General features: G+C 71.2%; 13 protein-coding genes and 2 tRNA genes. 9 read left to right on the plus strand and 6 right to left on the minus strand.

The genetic code is table 11. The features are described 5' to 3' along the window. Nucleotides 1–169 precede the first annotated feature (169 nt). The gene (locus tag AC3IPY_RS07625) at nt 170–1,306 is read left to right on the plus strand and encodes a YlbL family protein (RefSeq protein ID WP_489187779.1); all 1,137 of its coding nucleotides are present in this window, start codon (nt 170–172) and stop codon (nt 1,304–1,306) included. Between the two features lie 103 nt (nt 1,307–1,409). Then, the gene (locus tag AC3IPY_RS07630; protein WP_489187780.1) at nt 1,410–4,334 is read left to right on the plus strand and encodes a UPF0182 family membrane protein; all 2,925 of its coding nucleotides are present in this window, start codon (nt 1,410–1,412) and stop codon (nt 4,332–4,334) included. 72 nt (nt 4,335–4,406) lie between these two features. On the opposite strand, the gene AC3IPY_RS07635 is transcribed toward AC3IPY_RS07630, so the two are convergent. Next, nucleotides 4,407–6,083, minus strand: coding sequence for a glycosyl hydrolase family 18 protein (locus tag AC3IPY_RS07635; protein ID WP_489187781.1), 1,677 nt, complete (start codon nt 6,081–6,083; stop codon nt 4,407–4,409). 305 nt (nt 6,084–6,388) lie between these two features. Here AC3IPY_RS07635 and AC3IPY_RS07640 point away from each other — a divergent pair. The 3 genes from AC3IPY_RS07640 to AC3IPY_RS07650 all read left to right on the plus strand — a co-directional run bounded on the left by AC3IPY_RS07640 (nt 6,389) and on the right by AC3IPY_RS07650 (nt 7,520). Then, nucleotides 6,389–6,462 (plus strand) — tRNA-Met (locus tag AC3IPY_RS07640). A 283-nt stretch (nt 6,463–6,745) separates the two neighbouring features. Beyond that, nucleotides 6,746–6,822 (plus strand) — tRNA-Met (locus AC3IPY_RS07645). Between the two features lie 359 nt (nt 6,823–7,181). Further along, nucleotides 7,182–7,520: a three-helix bundle dimerization domain-containing protein gene (locus AC3IPY_RS07650; RefSeq protein ID WP_489187782.1), complete on the plus strand. Its 339-nt coding sequence runs from the start codon at nt 7,182–7,184 to the stop codon at nt 7,518–7,520. Nucleotides 7,521–7,568: 48 nt separating this feature from the next. On the opposite strand, the gene AC3IPY_RS07655 is transcribed toward AC3IPY_RS07650, so the two are convergent. The 3 genes from AC3IPY_RS07655 to helR all read right to left on the minus strand — a co-directional run bounded on the left by AC3IPY_RS07655 (nt 7,569) and on the right by helR (nt 12,532). Continuing rightward, complete coding sequence (locus AC3IPY_RS07655) at nt 7,569–9,041, minus strand: NAD(P)/FAD-dependent oxidoreductase (protein WP_489187783.1); 1,473 nt, start codon at nt 9,039–9,041, stop codon at nt 7,569–7,571. 30 nt (nt 9,042–9,071) lie between these two features. Further along, the gene (locus AC3IPY_RS07660; protein ID WP_489187784.1) at nt 9,072–10,232 is read right to left on the minus strand and encodes an AI-2E family transporter; all 1,161 of its coding nucleotides are present in this window, start codon (nt 10,230–10,232) and stop codon (nt 9,072–9,074) included. A 101-nt stretch (nt 10,233–10,333) separates the two neighbouring features. Next, the gene (helR, locus tag AC3IPY_RS07665; protein ID WP_489188277.1) at nt 10,334–12,532 is read right to left on the minus strand and encodes an RNA polymerase recycling motor ATPase HelR; all 2,199 of its coding nucleotides are present in this window, start codon (nt 12,530–12,532) and stop codon (nt 10,334–10,336) included. A 216-nt stretch (nt 12,533–12,748) separates the two neighbouring features. Between helR and AC3IPY_RS07670 the strand changes: the two genes are divergently transcribed. The 3 genes from AC3IPY_RS07670 to AC3IPY_RS07680 all read left to right on the plus strand — a co-directional run bounded on the left by AC3IPY_RS07670 (nt 12,749) and on the right by AC3IPY_RS07680 (nt 15,121). Continuing rightward, on the plus strand, nt 12,749–13,702 hold the full coding sequence (locus AC3IPY_RS07670; RefSeq protein WP_489187785.1) for an SDR family NAD(P)-dependent oxidoreductase: 954 nt from the start codon (nt 12,749–12,751) through the stop codon (nt 13,700–13,702). 65 nt (nt 13,703–13,767) lie between these two features. Further along, the gene (locus AC3IPY_RS07675) at nt 13,768–14,265 is read left to right on the plus strand and encodes a ClbS/DfsB family four-helix bundle protein (RefSeq protein ID WP_489187786.1); all 498 of its coding nucleotides are present in this window, start codon (nt 13,768–13,770) and stop codon (nt 14,263–14,265) included. A gap of 1 nt (nt 14,266) precedes the next feature. Further along, nucleotides 14,267–15,121, plus strand: a complete 855-nt coding sequence (locus tag AC3IPY_RS07680) for a carbon-nitrogen hydrolase family protein (protein WP_489187787.1) — start codon at nt 14,267–14,269, stop codon at nt 15,119–15,121. Nucleotides 15,122–15,265: 144 nt separating this feature from the next. Here AC3IPY_RS07680 and AC3IPY_RS07685 read toward each other — a convergent pair whose 3' ends face one another. Further along, nucleotides 15,266–15,871: a GNAT family N-acetyltransferase gene (locus tag AC3IPY_RS07685; protein ID WP_489187788.1), complete on the minus strand. Its 606-nt coding sequence runs from the start codon at nt 15,869–15,871 to the stop codon at nt 15,266–15,268. After that, nucleotides 15,868–17,085 (minus strand): aminotransferase class I/II-fold pyridoxal phosphate-dependent enzyme, encoded by a 1,218-nt coding sequence (locus tag AC3IPY_RS07690; RefSeq protein ID WP_489187789.1) that lies wholly within the window; start codon nt 17,083–17,085, stop codon nt 15,868–15,870. The genes AC3IPY_RS07685 and AC3IPY_RS07690 overlap by 4 nt, the downstream gene beginning before the upstream one ends. A gap of 202 nt (nt 17,086–17,287) precedes the next feature. On the opposite strand from AC3IPY_RS07690, the gene AC3IPY_RS07695 reads away from it, so the two are divergent. Continuing rightward, complete coding sequence (locus AC3IPY_RS07695; protein WP_489187791.1) at nt 17,288–19,159, plus strand: S1C family serine protease; 1,872 nt, start codon at nt 17,288–17,290, stop codon at nt 19,157–19,159. The last annotated feature ends 8 nt before the right edge of the window (nt 19,160–19,167 follow it).

Consider the following 19,167-nt stretch of genomic DNA (forward strand, 5'->3'; position numbering starts at 1 on the left):
CCATCGGCCACGTGAGCCACCTCCTGTCAAGTTCCCTCCAACCGTAGCGCCGCGCTCCGGGCGCCAGGCTGGGAAATGGCTTAAGCTGGGCGTTCCCGGTGTCCGCCCGTCGCGAACAGCCGGCACCCGGAACCATGCGGTGGCACGAACCGCTCGGAAGGACGCACCCATGGCCCTGTTCGACGACGACCGGTCGCCGCTGCCCGCTTCGTCCGAGGAGCATGCAGACCGTCGTCGTCCGCTGCGCGAGCGGGTGGGCTGGTGGGCGGCCATCGTCGCGACCGTGGTCGGCGTCGTGTTCGCCCTCTTCCCGACGCCGTACGTGATCGAGCGTCCGGGGCCGGTCTACGACACCCTCGGCACGGCCGAGCACGAGGGAGAAGAGATCCCGCTCATCGAGATCCCCGACGAGCAGACGTATCCCACCGACGGCGAGCTGAACCTGCTGACGGTCTCGGTGGTCGGGCGCCCCGGTTCGACGCCCACCTGGTTCGAGGTGCTCGGCGCATGGTTCGATCCGCAGCAATCGGTCGTCCCGGTCGAGGCGATCTTCCCTCCCGGCCTCAGCAGCGAGGACCGCGACGCCCAGAACTCGGCGGCGATGGTCGACTCGCAGCAGGACGCCATCGCGGCCGCCCTCGTCGAGCTCGGCTACGACTTCCCCCGTGAGGTGACGGTCACCGGCGTCGTCGAGGAGGGCCCGGCCGCGGGACTGCTCGAGGACGACGACGTGATCGAGGCCGTCAACGGAACGCAGGTGTTCTCGATCGACGAGCTGCGCGCCGCCGTGCAGCAGAACGGCACCGAGTCGCCGGCCGAGCTCACGGTGCTCCGCGACGGCGCGGAGTCGAATGTCGAGGTGACGCCGACCGACAACGGCGGCACCGCCGTGCTCGGCATCGGCGTGCGCATGGTCTACGAGTTCCCGATCGACGTCGAACTGCAGCTCGACGACGTCGGCGGTCCGAGCGCCGGCATGATGTTCGCGCTCGGCATCGTCGACAAGCTCACGCCGGGCGCGATGACCGGCGGCGAGGTCGTCGCGGGCACCGGCACGATCGACTCCGCCGGGGTCGTGGGGCCCATCGGCGGCATCCGCCAGAAGCTCTGGGGTGCCAAGGATGCCGGCGCCGCCGTCTTCCTCGCGCCCGAATCGAACTGCGACGAGGTCACCGGACACGTGCCCGACGGCCTCGACGTCTTCGCCGTGACCGATCTCGACCAGGCCCGCGAGATCGTCGAGGCGGCTGGGGAAGGTGCCGACACGTCGGAATTCGCGACCTGCTCCACCGTCGGAAGCGACTGACCGGGGTCTCAGGGCGTCGAACCGCGCCATTCCGGGCGGATGCTCGGGTTCGCGAACATAGGATGGAATCTCGATCCGTCCCGACCGAAGCAAGAGGCCGAGAGTGACAGCACAGACGCAAGAACCGAGGACATCGCGCCGCCGAGCGCCCATCGCCCTGACGATCGGGGTGTTGGCAGTGCTCGTGATCGCGTTCTTCGTGTTCGTCGGGCTCTACGCCGACGTGCTCTGGTACGACCAGCTCGGGTTCCTCGAGGTGCTCACCACGCAGTGGGTCGCCCGAACGGTGCTCTTCCTCATCGGCTTCGTCGCGATGGCCCTGCCCGTGTGGGCGTCGATCCAGATCGCGTATCGAACGCGTCCGGTGTACGCGAAGCTGAACTCGCAACTCGATCGTTACCAAGAGGTGTTCGAGCCGCTGCGGCGCCTGGCGATGTACGGCATCCCGGTCGTGCTCGGCATCTTCGCCGGCGTCTCGACGTCGAGCCGCTGGGACCTCACCCTCACGTGGCTGAACCGCACGCCCTTCGGCTCGACCGACCCGCAGTTCGGCTTCGACCTCGGGTTCTTCGTCTTCGAACTGCCCTTCTACCGGTCGATCATCGGCTTCGCGTCGGCGGTCGTGCTGCTCTCGCTGCTGCTCGTCGCGGCGACCAACTACCTGTATGGCGCGATCCGCATCAGCGGCCGCGAGGTCGTCATCTCGAAGTCGGCGCGCGTGCAGATCGCGATCACGGCCGGCCTCTACCTGCTCCTGCAGGGCGTCAGCATCTGGTTCGACCAGTACGCCACGGTCACCGAGACGGGCTCGCTCATCACGGGTGCGGCATACACCGACGTGAACGCGGTGATCCCAGGCCGTCAGATCCTCGCGGTCGCCGCCGTTGGCGTGGCGGTGCTCTTCGTCGTGACCGCCATCATCGGCCGGTGGCGTCTGCCGCTGGTCGGCGTGGCGCTCCTCGTCGTCTCGAGCCTGCTCATCGGCACGCTGTACCCGTGGGTGATCCAGCGGTTCCAGGTCGACCCGAGCCCGCGAACGCTCGAGGCGCCGTACATCCAGCGCAACATCGATCTCACCCGAGATGCCTACGGCGTCGCCGACATCGAGGAGATCCCGTTCGAGGCGCAGACCACCGCCGAGCCCGGCGCGCTGCGTGCCGATGCCGAGACCACCGCGAACATCCGCCTCATGGACCCGCTCGTGATCAGCCCGGCATTCCGTCAGCTCGAGCAGTTCCGCCAGTACTACCAGTTCCCCGACTCCCTCGACGTCGACCGCTACCAGATCGACGGCAAGACGCAGGACACCGTGGTCGCGGTGCGTGACCTCCAGTTGTCCGGCCTCGGCGACGCCGAGACCTGGTACAACTCGCACATCGTCTACACACACGGTTACGGCCTCGTCGCCGCGGCGGGCAACCAGCGCTCGCCAGGCGGTCAGCCCGTCTTCGTGCAGTCCGGCATCCCGTCCACGGGCGACCTCGGCGAGTTCGAGCCGCGGGTGTACTTCGGCGAGAACTCGCCCGACTACTCGATCGTCGGTGCACCGACGGGCACGAAGCCGGTCGAGCTCGACTACCCGGCCGGCGGTGACAACGAGGAGCAGACCCAGACGACCTTCAAGGGCGACGGCGGTCCGAAGCTCGACAACGTGTTCACGAAGCTCGCCTACGCGTTGAAGTTCCAGTCCGAGCAGATCTTCCTCTCCGACGCGGTGAACACGACCTCGCAGATCCTCTACGACCGCGACCCCGTCGACCGCGTCCGCAAGGTGGCCCCGTATCTCACGCCCGACTCCGACGCGTACCCCTCGGTCGTCGACGGCAAGCTCGTCTGGATCGTCGACGCGTACACGCTCTCCGATCAGTACCCCTACTCCAACAAGGTCAGCATGAGCGAGGCGATCGCCGACAGCGAGACGCTGCCGCAGACCCTGCCGTTCGACGAGGTCAACTACATCCGCAACTCGGTGAAGGCCACGGTCGACGCCTACGACGGCTCGGTGACGCTCTACGCGTGGGACACCGACGACCCCATCCTCAAGACGTGGCAGAAGATCTTCCCGTCGACGGTCGAGCCGATGAGCACGATGTCGGGGGAGCTCCTGAGCCACGTGCGGTACCCGGCCGACCTGTTCAAGATGCAGCGCGCGGTGCTCGGCCGCTACCACGTGACCGATGCGAGCGCCTTCTACTCGCGCGAAGACGCCTGGACGACCCCGAAGGAGCCGACCGAGGGCGCCAACACGACGCTCTTGCAGCCGCCGTACTACCTGACGATGCAGATGCCGGGTCAAGACGCCCCGTCGTACTCGCTGTACACGACCTTCATCCCCGAGGCGCGTGGCGACCAGAGCCGCAACGTGTTGCGCGGATACCTCGCGGTCGACGCCGATGCGGGCGCCGAAGATGGCAAGCGCGCCGACGGCTACGGCAAGCTCAGGCTGCTGACCCTGCCCGAAGACGACAACGTGCCCGGCCCAGGCCAGGTGCAGGCGACGTTCAACTCCGATCCGACGGTGTCGCAGTCGTTGAACCTGCTGAAGCAGGGGCAGTCCGACGTGATCAACGGCAACCTGCTCACGGTGCCGGTCGGCGGCGGCCTGCTCTACGTGCAGCCGGTATACGTGAAGTCCACGGGAAATACGAGCTACCCGCTGCTGCAGAAGGTGCTCGTGGCCTTCGGCGACGACATCGCCTTCCAGGACACGCTCGACCTCGCGCTCGACGTGCTCTTCGGCGGCGACTCCGGTGCCGATGCCGGTGACAACGCGGTCGACCCGGGCACGACGCCCGACGGCGAGACCGACGGCGACGAGACCGACGGCGGCGAGACCGACGGCGGCACCGGCGGCTCGACCGGCGAGCCGAGCGCCGAGATGCAGGAGCTCCTGCGCGAGGCATCCGGCTTCCTCAAGGCGAAGCAGGCGGCACTCGCCGACGGCGACTGGGCCGCGTACGGCGCGGCCGACGCGCAGCTCGCCGAGACCATCGCCAAGATGCTGGCGCTGGCCGACGAAGGCGAGTGACCGGGGGGATCGTCCCGTGAACGACCGATGGCCGGCAGGATTCCCTGCCGGCCATCGGTGTCGCGGAACGTGTCAGGTGCAGAGCCCGGTGGGGTTCCACGAGCCCCAGGTCGTCGTGCCCGGGCGCTCGCCCGTCGTCCACCACTGCGCCGTGTAGTTGACGCCGGCGCGTGAGACGACCTCGCCGCCGGTGTACGTCGCCGCGGCGTCCCAGACGGGCGCGCACTCCTGCGTCGGCACGGCCGGCGCGGTGCCGCATGCGCCGATCCGCTGCCAGGGGCCGTTCGGGTCGCCCGGCTGCTGGTTGCGGGTCCACCACTTGGCGCGGTACTCCGCGCCGCCGAACGAGACGACGGCGCCCGAGGTGTACACGCCGGTCGAGTACCAGGGCGCCGCGCACGAGGCATCCGCCCCCGGACCGGGGGTCGCGGCCCGCAACGTGCTGCCGAGCGCCCCGCCGAGCTCGTTGCGGTAGTCGCCCGTGACGTCCCACCACATGGCGCCGCCGTAGCCCTCGCCGGCGAGCCACTCGGCCTTCGCGTTCACCGAGGTGGGGTCGTCGAGGCTCCACCAGTCGTTGCCGTCCCAGCGCCAAGATGCGCCGACCTCGGCGTCGAAGTAGGCGGTGCCGACCGTGCGCAGGTTCGCGTAGGTCGCGGTGCCGATCGAGGCGGTGGCGCTCGTCCATGCCTTCGTGCCGTCGGTGACGCCGGTCCAGCCCTGGCCGTAGGCCGCGAGCCCGGCGTTCAACTGCGACGGGTCGGCGCCCGCGTTCACGTACATGCCCATCGCGCCGTCGAGGCCCAGGCCCCAGTTCTGCGTTCCGTCGGGGTGCAGGTTGCCCTGGTGGCCGGTCTGCGTCGGCACCCAGCCGCCGTGGAAGTCGTAGCCCTGCACGTTCAGGAAGTCGACCGATGCGAAGAGACGCGGGTCGAGCCATCCGCCCTCTCCGGCGTTCCAACCGCCCGCCGCGGCGAACGCCGTGAGCAGGTAGTGCTCGCCCGTCTCGGCGCCGTACGCGTCGAGCTCGGCGCGGAACTCCTCCATGAGCAGGAGGAAGTTCTCCTTGTCTTCTGGTCGCGCGTTGGCGGTCTCCCCGCCGGTGACCGGCCACTCCCAGTCGATGTCGAGCCCGTCGAAGATGCCGGCCGCGGCGCCGGGGCCGCCCGCACCGTCGATGACGGGCAGGTCGCCCCTGAGGTAGAGGTCGATGCACGAGTCGACGAGCGCCGTGCGGCCCTCCGCCGTGGAGGCGGCCTCCGAGAAGTGGTCGGACCAGGTCCAGCCGCCGAGCGAGACGAGGATCTTCGTGTCGGGACTGACCTGCTTGAGCTTGCGCAACTGGTTGAGGTTGCCCGCGAGCGGCTGCCCCGCGACATCCGCGATGCCGTCGACGGAGTCGGCCGCGCTGACCTGACGTAGGAAGTCGTTCTGCGCGTCGCCCTCGCCCGGCTGGTCGAGGATGTCGCAGCGGAGGTCGCTCGTCACGTTGCCGAAGGCGTAGTTGAGGTGGGTGAGGTCGCCGATCGCCCCCGTCGTCACGAGGTCGGCGACCTGGTAGTCGCGGGTCACGGGGGAGTCGGCCATGAAGTAGCCGACGCTGCGGTAGCCGTTGAGCTGGGCGGCCGGCACGGTGTCGGCGGTCGATGGTGCGGCGAATGCGGGGGCGGCGGTGACGACGGATGCCGCGAGCACGGATGCTGCGGCGATCGCGATCGAGCCGCTGCGGAGCAGGTGGCGTTGGGTCATGTGGATCCTCATCGATCGTGCCGGGACGGTGTCGCCCCGATCGGCTGGCGGTTTCCGGGACAGTACCAACGCGGCGACCGAGTTCGAAAGGAGTCCTAACTTAATCTGCGGGAACCGCAACGGAACGCGTTCGCCTGTGGAGGGGTTCCATAGCGAATACTCAGGCGTGTGCACATGCTGCAACACGATCGGATGCCTCGCAGCGGCGCCCCGTGGCTCGTCAGCACCGGTCCTCGGGGTCGGTGGTGCTGAACCCGCCCCGATTTGATGGCGCCCGGATCCCGTGCTAGATTCATCTCTTGTGCCGCGGGGTGGAGCAGTTCGGTAGCTCGCTGGGCTCATAACCCAGAGGTCGTAGGTTCAAATCCTGCCCCCGCAACCGAAGCGGTAGAAATACCGCCAGAAGAGGCCGGAATCGAAGCAATTCGATTCCGGCCTCTTCGCGTTCGTGCCGGCATTCGCGGGCTTGGGGCTTCGGCTCGGTCACTCAGGGCTGCTCTTGCGGCGACACGCCGCGCGGCGGCATCCGCTTGCCGGTGCGGCGGTCCATTCTCCAGCCCGCGGTGACCGGCTCTCTCGCAGGCCCGAGTGGTCGGAGCCGGCCCGCCGCACGCGTATACTGGACGAAGCGCAACAGCGTGCGGCCCTGATTCAGGGCCTGGCGCGGGGTGGAGCAGTTCGGTAGCTCGCTGGGCTCATAACCCAGAGGTCGTAGGTTCAAATCCTGCCCCCGCAACCAATACGAGGTCGGCCCGGAGAAATCCGGGCCGACCTCTTCTCGTTCGACGCGAGCACCGCGCGAGCGCAGCACCGCCCGAGCACCGCGGCGCCGGCGTATCGGCCGAAACGTGAGGATGGGGTCGGGCGTGTCAGCCCCGGGCACGTGCGGAATGTCGGAGTTTCGGTGCCTTCGCCTCCCCGTTGGGACGCAGAGGGCCGAATCTCCGACATTTCGGTGCCAGCGAGGCGCCAGCGGGGCGGCAGCGCCGCGCCGCGGCATCCGTTTGTCGGCGTGCCGGGCCCTGCGCCACCGAGCGTTCACCGGCCCGTCGCCGAGCGGGCATTGCCAGCGCGGCCCGCACGGAGGACCATTGGCGCATGAACGATCCGGTCGAGCAGAACGCCATCGAGAACCTCGTGACGCGGCTGACGGAGCGGTTTCCGTCGGTCGACGCGGAGCGCATCAGGCTCATCGTCGATGAGGAGGCTGCTCGGCTCGAGTCCAACCCGGTGCGGCAGTACGTGCCGTCGCTCATCGAACATGCGGCCGACGAGCGACTGCGAGAGGAGGCCGAGCCGGTCGCGGTGGGCGAGGGCGGCGCCGGCGGGCCCGTGCTCGTCACCGACGACGAGTTGGATCCCCTCGAGCGAGAGCGGCGCGAACGGGAGCAGAACGCCGGATTCATGTTCGGCGACCTCGGCGGCGGCCCGGTCTGAGCGGCGAACGCGCCGCGCGAACGCACCGCAGAATCGAGAGCGCCCCGCTCAGTCCGGCTCGTCGGTGGGCGATTCGTTCTCCGCAGGCCGCGCGGTCGTGATGACCTCGTCGGCCCGGTCCGATGCCATTGCCGCGTCTGCCAGGAGCTGCTCCTCGGGCGTGAGCCGAAGCCGCTGCGCACGCGAGGGGCGGATCGCGGGCACGTCGCCCACGATCGGCACGGGCGTGCGGTACCAGCGGAAGCCGTAGCGGACCCAGAGGCCGATCATCGTCGTGAGCCGGTTGCGCGCGCCGAGGAGGCTCCCGATGTGCACGAACAGCCAGACCGCCCACGCCGGGTAGGCGGTGAGGCCGATGGTGCGACGCAACCCGGGCACCTTCTGCAGGAACTTCAGCGCGTGCAGCACCGGCACGTTGGCGATGCCGGGGATCTCGCCGACGGCCGAGCGCCGCCCGATGATCGCGAGCTGGCCCTTGTCGTAGTACTCGAAGCGTTGCGTCGGCTCGCCGGCGATGATGCGCAGGATCTGCCGGCCGACGTGGGTGCCACCCTGGATGGCGGGCTGTGCGAGCTGCGGCAGGTCTTGAGGGGCGATCGCGACGTCGCCGGCCGCGAACACGCCGGGCAGGCCGAGCACCTGCAGGTCTTCGCCGACCTTGATGCGATCGTGCTCGTCGAGCGGCAGGCTCCAGTAGCGCACCTCCTCATGCGGCGCGACGCCCGTCGCCCACACCGTCATGTCTGAGGGGATGACCGTGCCGTCGGTGAGCACCACCTCGTGCTTGCGCACCTCGGCGACGCCCGCCCCGAGGCGGAGCTCGACGTTGCGGTGCTCGAGCTGTTTCTTCGCGTAGACGCGCAGGCGCGGGATGAACGGCTTCAACAGTTCTTGACCGCGCTGCACGATCGTGATGCTGAAGGCGTCGCCCTCGAGCTCGGGGTACGCGGGGCGCAGGCCCTGGTCGCGGAGCTCCGCGAGCGCGCCCGCCATCTCGACGCCGGTCGGGCCGCCGCCGACGACGACGACACGCAGGCCGTCGTCGCGATCCATCTGCTGCGTGACCCGCTCGAGCCGGGTGAACAGGGTGTCGCGGATGCGGATCGCCTGCGAGCGCGAGTAGACCGCGAACGCATGCTCCTTCGCGCCGGGCGTGCCGAAGTACGTGGTGGTCACGCCGTTCGCGAGCACGAGGTAGTCGTAGTCGATGGTCTGGCCGTCGAGCAGGCGGATGGAGCGATCGTCGGGGTCGATCTCCATGAGGTGCTCGTGCACGATCTCGAGGTTGGGCTGGCGCACGCGCAGGCTCCGCAGGAAATGCGTGACGTCGCCCGGGTTCAGGCCACCGGTGGCGACCTGGTAGAGCAGCGGTTGGAACGTGTTGTACACCCGCCGGTCGATGAGCGTGACGCGCACCGGCGCCTTCGCGAGGGCCTTGGCCGCGTACACGCCGGCGAAGCCGCCGCCCACGATCACGACGTGGGGGAGCGAGCTGCGTGCTGATGTGGGGGTCTTCGTCACGGATACCACGCTACAGACTCACCGCACAGCTCAATCGACGGGCTGCGGCATCCGTTTCGCTCGTGCCCATCGCGCGGGCGTTCCCGGTCCGTCCCAGACCTGCACGATGCCCCACGCGACCGCCGTGATCGGAACGGCGAGCACCGCGCCGAGCACGCCGCCGACGGCCGCGCCGACGGTCAGGGCGACGAGGATGACGAAGGCGTGCAGCTTCATCGAACGGCCCATGAGCACCGGCTGCAGGAAGTTGCCCTCGAGTTGGTTCACGAGAACGACGACCCCCACCACGAAGAGCGCGTTGACCCAGTCGTTGGCCACGAGGGCCACGAGTGCGGCGAGGATGCCCGCGAGCGTCGCGCCGACGATCGGGATGAAGGCGAGCAGGAACACGAGCACCGCGAGCGGCAGGGCGAGCGGCACCTGCAGGATGAGCAGGCCGATGAGGATGCCGACGGCGTCGACGAGCGCCACGGCCGCCGTGCCGCGGATGTACGAGCCGAGCACCGACACGGTCTTGGCGCCCACCCGGTGCGCCCGCGCGTAGTGCTCGCCACGGAACGGCCGCAGCAGGAACTCCCACATCTGCGGGCCGTCCTTGAGGAAGAAGAAGAGGATCGTGACGAGCAGCACCAACCCCGTGATGAAGCTCGCGACCGCCCCGACGCCGGCGATCGCGCCCGACCCGAACTGGGCACTCGTCAGGAACGCGGTCGCCTGCGCGATCCAGTCGTCGAGCTGGTCGGCGGTCGGGAAGAACGGCAGGTCCTGCGCCCACGCCGACAGCTGCTTGAACCCCTCCTGCGCCTGCACGGCGAGTTCGTCCCACTGGTCGCGAACGGCCCACACGATGAGCCACCCCAGCGCGCCGAGCAGCAGCACCGTCACGAGCATCGTGATGAGCGTCGCGACCACCGAGGGGATGCCGCGCTGCCGCATCCAGTTCATGACGGGTGCGAACGCGCTCGCGAGGATGAGCGCGATCACGAGCGGGATCGTCACGAGCGTCAGCGACTGGATGACGAAGTAGATGCCGGCGGCGACCGCGACGACGATGATCGCCTGCATCGACCGGATCGCGAGCCTGCCGAACCCGTCGGCCCAGAGGCTCCACGGCGCACGGCCTGCCTTGAGGTCGACGGATGCATCGTGCAGCCGGATGTCGCGCGGTCGGCGCGGTGCGAAGAAGCCCATGTCACGACGCTACGGGGCGTGCCGGGATCATCCGACCCATTGACACGCCCCGCTCAGGAACTCGTGAGGCTCACGCCGCCGGGATCAGGCGCCCGCGAGACTCAGGGACTCGTAAGGATGGCCAGCTCGCGCGTCGAGCGGGTCATCGCCACGTAGCGGTCGACGGCGCCCTCGATGCCGTCGCCGAACGCGTCGGGGTCGATGAGCACGACGAGGTCGAACTCGAGGCCCTTCGCGAGCTCGGGCGTCAGCCACCGCACCCGTGATGATGCGGGCAGCGTCGCGCCCGGGGCATCCGCCCCTGTCTCGAGGTCGCCGCTCGCGCCGCCCATGCCGATGACGCAGGCGATGCCCTCGTCGTGCTCCGCGAGCCACTCCTCGAGCACGGACGGCAACTCGGCGACCGACCCGCGCCGCACGGGGAGCCCGCTGCTGCGCACCGACGTCGGTACGTTCGCGTCGGGCAGGGCGGCCCTGATGACGGGCTCGGCCTCGGCCATGACCTCCTCGGGCGTGCGGTAGTTGACGGTCAGGGAGGCGAGCGTGATGCCGTCGGCACCGAATCCGACGCGTTCGAGGCGCTCCTGCCACGACTCGGTGAACCCGTGCCTGGCCTGGGCGCGGTCGCCGACGATCGTGAAGCTCCGCGAGGGGCAGCGCAGCAGCAGCATCTGCCACTCGGCGTCGGTCAACTCCTGCGCCTCGTCGACGACGATGTGCGCGAACGGGCCGGCCAGCACCTCTGGGTCGCTCTTGGGTGCCGCGGTCTGCGCGAGCAGCGAGTTCTGCACGTCCTGCCCGCGCAGCATCGTCATGACGCCCTCGCCGTCGTCGTACTCGGCGGCGTCGATGAGGTGGTCGATGACCGTGCCCATCTCCTCGCGCTCGCGTTCGGCGATCGCCTCGCGACGGCGCCGGCGAGCGGATGCCTCGGGGTCGCCGATGCGCTGCCTGGCGGCGTCGAGCAGGGGGAGGTCCGCGACCGTCCACGCGCGCGCATCCGTCCGCTGCAGCGCCTGGATCTCGTCGGCGCCGAGCCATGGCGCGCAGGCCTGCAGGTAGGCGGGCACCGACCAGAGGTCGCCGACGACGCCCGCCGCGTCGAGCAGCGGCCACGCCCGGTTGAACGCCGTGCGCAGGGCCGGGTTCTGCTGCAGCGACCGGCGCACCATCTCGTCGGAGACGTCGACCTCGTCGTGGTTGTCGATGAGGATCGAGATGAGTTCGTCCCACACCTGACCGCGCGCCTCGTTGTGCGGTGTGCCGGGCTCGGGGGCGCTGAACGCCTCGGCCCAGTCCGCGGCGTCGAGCCAGACGTCGGCCCAGTGCGTCTCGACCGCCATGCCCTTCGTCGGCGCCACCTCGTAGTGGCGCACGGCCGCCTCGACGGCGCTCACGAGCCGCGCCGACGACTTGAGGCGCGCGACCTCGGCGTCGTTCTCGGCGACGGCGGCCGGGCCCTCGGGCAGCAGGTCGCGCAGCGTGCAGGTCTGCACGCCGTCTTCGCCGAGGCTCGGCAGCACGTCGGACACGTAGTCGAGGTAGGGCTGATGCGGTCCGACGAAGAGCACCCCGCCGTGGCGGTGCCCGAGGCGCGGATCGGAGTAGAGCAGGTAGGCCGTGCGGTGCAGGGCGACGACGGTCTTGCCCGTGCCGGGGCCGCCGTCGACGACGAGCGCTCCGCGGGAGCCGGCGCGGATGATCGCGTTCTGGTCGGCCTGGATCGTGCCGAGCACGTCGCGCATGCGCGGCGAGCGCGTGCCGCCGAGGCTCGCGATGAACGCCGACTGGTCGTCGAGCGCGGCTCGGCCCTCGAGCCCGTCGGGTGCGAACACCTCGTCCCAGTAGTCGGTCACGCGCCCGCGGGTCCACCGGTAGCGTCGGCGGCTCGCGAGGCCCATCGGCTCGCCGTGCGTGGCGCCGAAGAACGGCTCGGCGGCGGGGGAGCGCCAGTCGAGCAGCAACCGGCGCCCCGCGTCGTCGGTGAGGCCCGTGCGTCCGATGTAGACGGGATCGGATCCGTCGTCGCCGACCATGCGCCCGAGGCACAGGTCGAGACCGAACCGGCGCAGGGTGCGCAGCCGGCCCGAGAGGCGGTGCACCTCGAGGTCGCGATCGAGCGCGCGCTGGCCGTGGCCGCCGCGCTCCCTGCGGGTGGTCTCGAGGCGAGCGGATGTCTCGGCGATCGACTCCTCGACGGTGGCGGCGATCGCGGCGAACTGCGCCTCGTCGTCGGCGATGAGCTCGGGCGCCGCCTTGACGGCGAGGCGTGCGGGCAGGTTGAATGCGGTGCTGGTCAGGACTTCTCCTCCTGGTGTGAAGCGGGCGACGGACCATTGTGCACCACGTGGGGGCCCTTGCGGCAAGGCCCCCTCCCTGCGTTAAACTGAAGCTGGCGGGCACGGGTTGCCCGCCTTTCGCGTGCCGGGCGCATGGCCGTTGCACCGATGCGGCCTCCCGTCGCATCAGGGACAGCCCAGAGGCGCCCGGGCGGGCGGGCTCGATACGCTCCAGCCATGCAGCGATCGACCGGTGTCCGGCCCGACGAGTACGCGCCGGGCCACGGCCATGCGAAGCGGCACGAGCCCGCCGCCTGCCTGCCCGACCTCGCATCCAAGCGGGCGCTCGTGACCGGCGCCAGCGGCGGCATCGGCCTCGAGATCGCACGCGCGCTCGCGGGCGCGGGCGCCGAGGTGGTGCTGCCCGTTCGGGACCGCGGCCGGGGCGCGGCTGCCGAGGCGAGCATCCGCGAGGGCGTCGCCGAAGCCCGGCTCGTGACCGCGGACGTCGATCTGGCGAGGCTCGACTCGGTGCGGACCCTCGCGGCGCGGCTGACGGCCGAGGCCCGCCCGATCGACCTCCTCGTGCTGAACGCCGGCATCGTGCTGCTCGGCGACCGCGTGCGGCACGTGAGCGTCGACGGGTACGAGCTGCACTTCCAGACGAACTTCCTCGGGCACGCGCTGCTCGTGCAGGGCATCCTGCCCCTGCTCGTCGCGGGCGGCGCCCGCATCGCCGTGCAGACGAGCCTCGCAGCCGCGACCGCGCGACTCGACCTGCACGACACGCTCGAGATCGACCGGTACACGCCGCTGCGCGCCTACGGCGCGTCGAAGCTCGCCCTCGGGCTGTTCGGGGTCGAACTCGGTCGCCGCACGCCCGGCGTGCGTGTCGAACTCTGCCACCCCGGCATCGCGCCGGACACGGGCATCGCGCCCGGCCTGAGGGCGAAGGCCCCGGCCTACCAGGCGAGCCTCAGCCGGCGCCTGGGCAACACGCCGGCACAGGCGGCCCGGACCGCGCTGGTCGCGCTGACGACGGATGTCGCGCCCGGGCGCATGATCGCCCCTTCGGGCCCGTTCCAGCTGTCGGGGCATCCGGCGCAGGCACGGCGCTTCCGGCGGTTCGACGATGCCGACGCCGCGGCCGAGGTCTGGAGCCTCGCCCGACGCATCGCCGCCGCCGACTGAACCGCTCGCGTGCGTCCCGGCCGTCGCGAGCCCTGTCGGTGCAGGCGCTGTCCTAGCATGGCCACATGTCCGTTCCGACGAACCGAGTCCAGCTCGAGGCATCCGCAGTCCGTGGGTTCCATCGTTTCGACGAGGCCATCGAGTCGATCCCGAAGCCCGAGCGCGACGCGCCGTTCCCACGCGCGGGGCGCGACCGCGACATCCGGGACCTCATCGACCACCTCTACGCCTGGCACACGCTGCTGCTCGGCTGGCTCGACGCCGAGCGGGCGGGCAAGCCGGTCGCGTACCCGGCCGAGGGGTACAGCTGGGCGCAGCTCGACGAGTTGAACGTCGCACTGCGCGACCGGTACCGCGACTCGAAGTCGCTCGCGGCCGCTCGGGAGCGGCTTCGCGAGAGCCACATCACCGTGCTCGCCCGCGTCGAGTCGCTGAGCGACGACGCCCTCTTCGACCCGACCGCGCACGACTGGCTCGGCGGGCCGCTCGCCGAGCCCGTGCACGAGTGCCTCGGCGGCCACTACGCGTGGGCGCTCGAGGCCCTCGACGCGGCGCGGGCCTGACATGGGCGCTCCAGTGCCCGCTGCCGCTGCCGCTGCCGGATCCGTCTCGGCCGCGACCGCGTTCGGCATCGCCGTCGCGCAGTTCGCGCCGGGCGACGACGCCGTGGCGAACCTCGCCGAGATCGCGCGCCTGGCCGAGCTCGCGGCATCCCGGGGCGCGGGCCTCGTCGTGTTCCCCGAGTACTCGAGCTACTTCACGCCGCAGCCGGATGCCTCGTGGCTCGCGGCGTCCGAACCGGTCGACGGTCCGTTCACGCGGGCGCTCGCCGCAGTGGCCGAGCGGCTCGGGGTGCATCTCGTCGCGGGCATGATCGAGCGGGTCGAGGGGGAGCGGCGGGTGTCGAACACCGTCGTGGCGGTCGGGCCGTCGGCAGGCGTCCTGGCGACGTACCGCAAGCTGCACCTCTACGACGCGTTCGGCCAGCGCGAGTCCGAGTGGGTCGCCCCCGGCGCCGTCGAGGAGCCGGAGACCTTCGAGGCGGGCGGCCTGCGGTTCGGGCTGCAGACCTGCTACGACGCGCGGTTCCCAGAGGTCACGCGCCGCATCGTCGACGCGGGCGCCGACGTCGTGTGCATGCCGGCCGAGTGGGTGCGCGGGCCGCTGAAGGAGGCGCACTGGCGCGTGCTCGCCACGGCGAGGGCCCTCGAGAACACGGTCTACGTCGCGGCCGCCGACCACGCCCCGCCGGTCGGCGCCGGCAACAGCATGATCGTGGACCCCATGGGCGTCGAGCTCGCCACCATCGGCGAGACGACGGATGTCGCGGTCGCCTGGGTCTCGGCCGAGCGCATCGCCGCGGTGCGGCGGGTCAACCCCGCGCTGCAGCTGCGCCGGTTCGGCGTCGTGCCGCGCTGACGCAGCTGGTGCCGCACGTCGCCGGTCAGACCGGCGGCGGCGGGCGGCGGGTTCACTCTCGATTCGGTGCCAAAGTGCCAAAGTGCCGCGGCGTTGAGCACGACACCCCGGGCCCCGGAACGACCCGTGCACGGCTGGATCGGTTCAGCCGGCGCCCGCGGCGTTGCGAAGATCCCTGGTCATCTGGATGCGACGCCGGGGCGACGCCAATCCGTGGTCGCGCTCGACCGCGACGAGCCCTCGCAGGAAGCCCGTGTCGGGCTCGGTCTCCACGAAGCCGCAGCTCGCGTAGAACGGGGCGTTCCATGGCACGTCGGCGTAGGTGCGCAGGGTGATGCGGTCGTACCCTCGTCGACGCACCTCGTCGACCGCGGCCTCGACGAGCCGGCGACCGTGACCGCGCCGGCCGGCGTCCGGAAGCACGGACAGTTGCTCGAGGTGGGCGAGGCCGCCCTGGTCGAGGCCGCCCTGGTCGACGACGCCGACCTCGAGCACGTGCACGAAGCCGACGGCCCGTTCGGTGCCCTCCTCGATCGCCATGAGCGTGAAGCCGCGCTGCGCCGCGCGTTCGCGGCCGGTCGGCGCGGGGCGCCACTGCGCCGGACGCAGCAGGTCGACCAGCAGGGCGTCCGCCTCGTTCTCGATCGACTCCGTCAGGTCGAGGTCCCGCCGGGTCGCGTGGCGGATCGTGATCCCGGGCGGATCGCCCACCGGCTCGTCCGCGACCCCGCCCGCGCTGTTCGCCGTCATCGCGCACCGAGCGAGGCGAGTCGCGCCGAGGCATCCTGCAGCACCTCGAGGCGCTTGCAGAACGCGAACCGCACGAGACTCCGCGTCGCGCCGCGACGGTCGGGATGCACGAACGCCGAGATCGGCACGCCGACGACCCCCGCGAGGTCGGGCAGCCGGCGGCAGAACTCGACGCCGTCGTCGAAGCCGAGCGGTGCGGCATCCGCCACGATGAAGTAGCCGGCCGACGGCAGCGCGAGCTCGAACCCGGCCGCGAAGAGCCCATTCGCCAGCACGTCGCGCTTGCCCGCGAGGGCGGTCGCGGCATCCGTGAACACCGCATCGGGCAGGTCGAGTCCCGTCGCGATCGCCGGCTGGAACGGCGCGCCGTTGACGTAGGTGAGGTACTGCTTGACCGCGAGGATCGCGGTCACCAGCTGCGGCGGGGCGATGAGCCAGCCGACCTTCCAGCCGGTCGTGCTGAAGGTCTTGCCGCCCGACGAGATCGTCACCGTGCGCTCGCGGGCGCCGGGCAGCGTCGCGATCGGCGTGTGCGCGCCGTCGAACACGAGGTGCTCGTAGACCTCGTCGGTGACGATGACGGCGTCGTGCCGTTCGGCCAGGCGCACGACGTGTACGAGCGTCTCGGCGTCGAACACCGCGCCCGTCGGGTTGTGCGGTGTGTTGACGATGATGAGCCGCGTGCGCGGGCCGACGACCGCCTCGAGCACGTCGAGGTCGGGTCGCCAGTCGGGGAACGCGAGGGGCACCGTGCGATGCACGCCGCCCGCCCTCGCGATGAGGGCTGCGTAGGCGTCGTAGTACGGCTCGAAGGTGACCACCTCGTCGCCGTCGTCGACGAGCGCGAGGATCGTCGCCGCGAGCGCTTCGGTCGCGCCGGCCGTGACGAGCACCTCGGATGCCGCGTCGACCTCGAGGCCGTACCAGCGATGCTGGTGGCGCGCGATCGCCTCGCGCAGCACGGGCATGCCCATGCCGGGCGGGTACTGGTTGACGCCGTCGGCGATGGCGGCGCGGGCGGCCTCGAGCACCTCGGCCGGGCCGTCCTCGTCGGGGAAGCCCTGCCCGAGGTTGATCGCGCCCGTGCGCGCGGCGAGCGCGCTCATCTCGGCGAAGATCGTCGCGGCGATCGTGCCGTCGGCGGCGAGCAGGCCGGCGCCCGCCGCGGTGCGCTGCCACGGCCGGAGGCGGGAGGCGGAGTCGAAGTCGGTCACGCTCACACCGTATGTCAGGGTGCGCCCGCTACGCTGTCCCACGGCGTTTCCCGGGCGCGATTCCGCACCGGCCCCACGTGTTCGAGCGGGTGATTCGAGCACTCGGGGCCTTCACCGCCAGGGGATAGCAAGATCACAGACTTCGCCGATGCGCCGCACAGGTTGCGGCGGGAAGCTGGCTTCGCCTTGGAAGGAGCACATCATGACCGACAGCACCGACGGACCCACGCAGCCCGAGAACGAGCAGGTCGCCCAGACCCCCGAGACCGCCGCGCCCGAGACCGCTTCGGCGGCAGCACCGACGACGGATGCCGCCCCCGCGACCGACGCGGCGCCGACCGTGCCCGTGGCTCCTGAAGCGCCGGCGGCCCCTGAAGTTCCCGTGGCGGATGCCGCTCCGGTGACGGATGCCGCCGCCGCTCCCGCCCCGGCAGCTCAGGCTCCCGCAGCTCCGGCCCCCGCCGCTCCCGCGGCCCCGGCCGCCCCGGCGGCTCCCGCCCCCGTGCAGGCCACCGGAACCGTGTACACGCCCGGCCAGGCCCCCCAGCCCTACGCCGCGGCATCCGCAGCTCCGGTTCGCGCGGCAGCTCCGGCGACCGCGCCCACGGCACCGATCGCGCCCGCGACGCCGGCCGCTCCCGCCGCTCCTGCGGCACCGGCCTACGCCGCGGCATCCGGCCCCGCCGCGGCATCCGCGCAGCCCGGCCAGATCCCGCCGGCGTTCGGCGGCCCCCGCCCCGACGAGACGCAGCCGACCATGCCCATCGCGGGCGTGCCGCCCTACAACGCGGGGCCGACCGCTCCCGGCGTCGCCGGCCAGGACAAGCCCAAGAAGCGCGTCGGGTTCGGCGTCGCGGCCGCACTCGTGGCCGCGGCCCTCATCGGCGGCGCCTCGGGCGCGGGCATCTACGCGCTCGTCGACGGCAACGACCAGGGCACGACCGCGACCGACACGGCCAGCGCGCAGAACATCGTCGTCAACGACACCGACTCCGTGAACCAGATCACGGCCGTCGCCGCCAAGGCGAGCCCGAGCGTGGTCACGATCTCGGTGTCGGGCAGCAGCGCCGCGGGCACCGGTTCGGGCATCATCCTCTCCGACGACGGCTACGTGCTCACGAACACGCACGTGGTCACGCTCGACGGCGAGATCTCAGACCCGAGCATCCAGGTCAAGACGGCCGACGGGCACCTCTACGGGGCGACCGTCATCGGCACCGACCCGCTGTCCGACCTCGCGGTCATCAAGCTGACGGATGCCTCGGGCCTCACCCCGCTCGACTTCGCCGACTCCGACGAGCTCAACGTGGGCGACACCGCGATCGCCATCGGCGCTCCGCTCGGCCTCTCGGGCACGGTGACCAACGGCATCGTGAGCGCGCTCAACCGCTCGATCGACGTCGCCTCCTCGGCGGCTCCGACGACGCCCGACGACTCCACCCAGGGTGAAGACGGCGGCCAGGGCGATCAGGGCGAGGGCGGCTCCGACAGCCCGTTCGACTTCTTCTTCGACCTGCCAGACGGTGAGGGCGGCCAGTCGCAGCAGCCGCAGCAGCAGGCCGCGACGAGCCAGGTCTCGCTTCCGGTCATCCAGACGGATGCCGCGATCAACCCGGGCAACTCGGGTGGTGCGCTGCTCGACTCCGACGGCAAGCTCATCGGCGTCAACGTCGCGATCCTGTCGACCGGCTCCTCGTCGGAGTCCGGCAACATCGGCGTCGGCTTCGCGGTTCCGTCGAACCTCGCGAAGCGCATCGCCGAAGAGATCATCGACAACGGTGCGGCGACCCACGGCCTGCTCGGCGCCTCGGTCACCTCCGCCGAGGCGGCCAAGGGCAGCGACACGGTCGGCGCGCTCATCGCCGAGGCTCCCGCCGACGGCGGCGCCGCCGCTGCCGCAGGGCTGCAGCAGGGCGACGTGATCACCGAGTTCAACGGCGTGCCGATCACCGACCAGACCGACCTCACCGCGCAGGTGCGGGCGCTCCCCGGCGGCGCGAAGGCGAGCCTCACGTACACGCGTGACGGCGAGTCCAAGACCGCCGAGGTCACCCTCGGCACGTTCGAGGGCTGAGCCCCGCA

This window comes from Agromyces sp. GL_144 (assembly GCF_057834305.1).

Bases quoted from the DNA above. Each gene is read 5' to 3' on its own strand.
- AC3IPY_RS07695 (WP_489187791.1), top strand. From the start codon at position 17,288: ATGACCGACAGCACCGACGGACCCACGCAGCCCGAGAACGAGCAGGTC.
- AC3IPY_RS07660 (WP_489187784.1), bottom strand. From the start codon at position 10,232: ATGGGCTTCTTCGCACCGCGCCGACCGCGCGACATCCGGCTGCACGAT.
- AC3IPY_RS07670 (WP_489187785.1), top strand. From the start codon at position 12,749: ATGCAGCGATCGACCGGTGTCCGGCCCGACGAGTACGCGCCGGGCCAC.
- AC3IPY_RS07675 (WP_489187786.1), top strand. From the start codon at position 13,768: ATGTCCGTTCCGACGAACCGAGTCCAGCTCGAGGCATCCGCAGTCCGT.
- AC3IPY_RS07625 (WP_489187779.1), top strand. From the start codon at position 170: ATGGCCCTGTTCGACGACGACCGGTCGCCGCTGCCCGCTTCGTCCGAG.
- AC3IPY_RS07650 (WP_489187782.1), top strand. From the start codon at position 7,182: ATGAACGATCCGGTCGAGCAGAACGCCATCGAGAACCTCGTGACGCGG.
- AC3IPY_RS07635 (WP_489187781.1), bottom strand. From the start codon at position 6,083: ATGACCCAACGCCACCTGCTCCGCAGCGGCTCGATCGCGATCGCCGCA.
- AC3IPY_RS07685 (WP_489187788.1), bottom strand. From the start codon at position 15,871: ATGACGGCGAACAGCGCGGGCGGGGTCGCGGACGAGCCGGTGGGCGAT.
- AC3IPY_RS07680 (WP_489187787.1), top strand. From the start codon at position 14,267: ATGGGCGCTCCAGTGCCCGCTGCCGCTGCCGCTGCCGGATCCGTCTCG.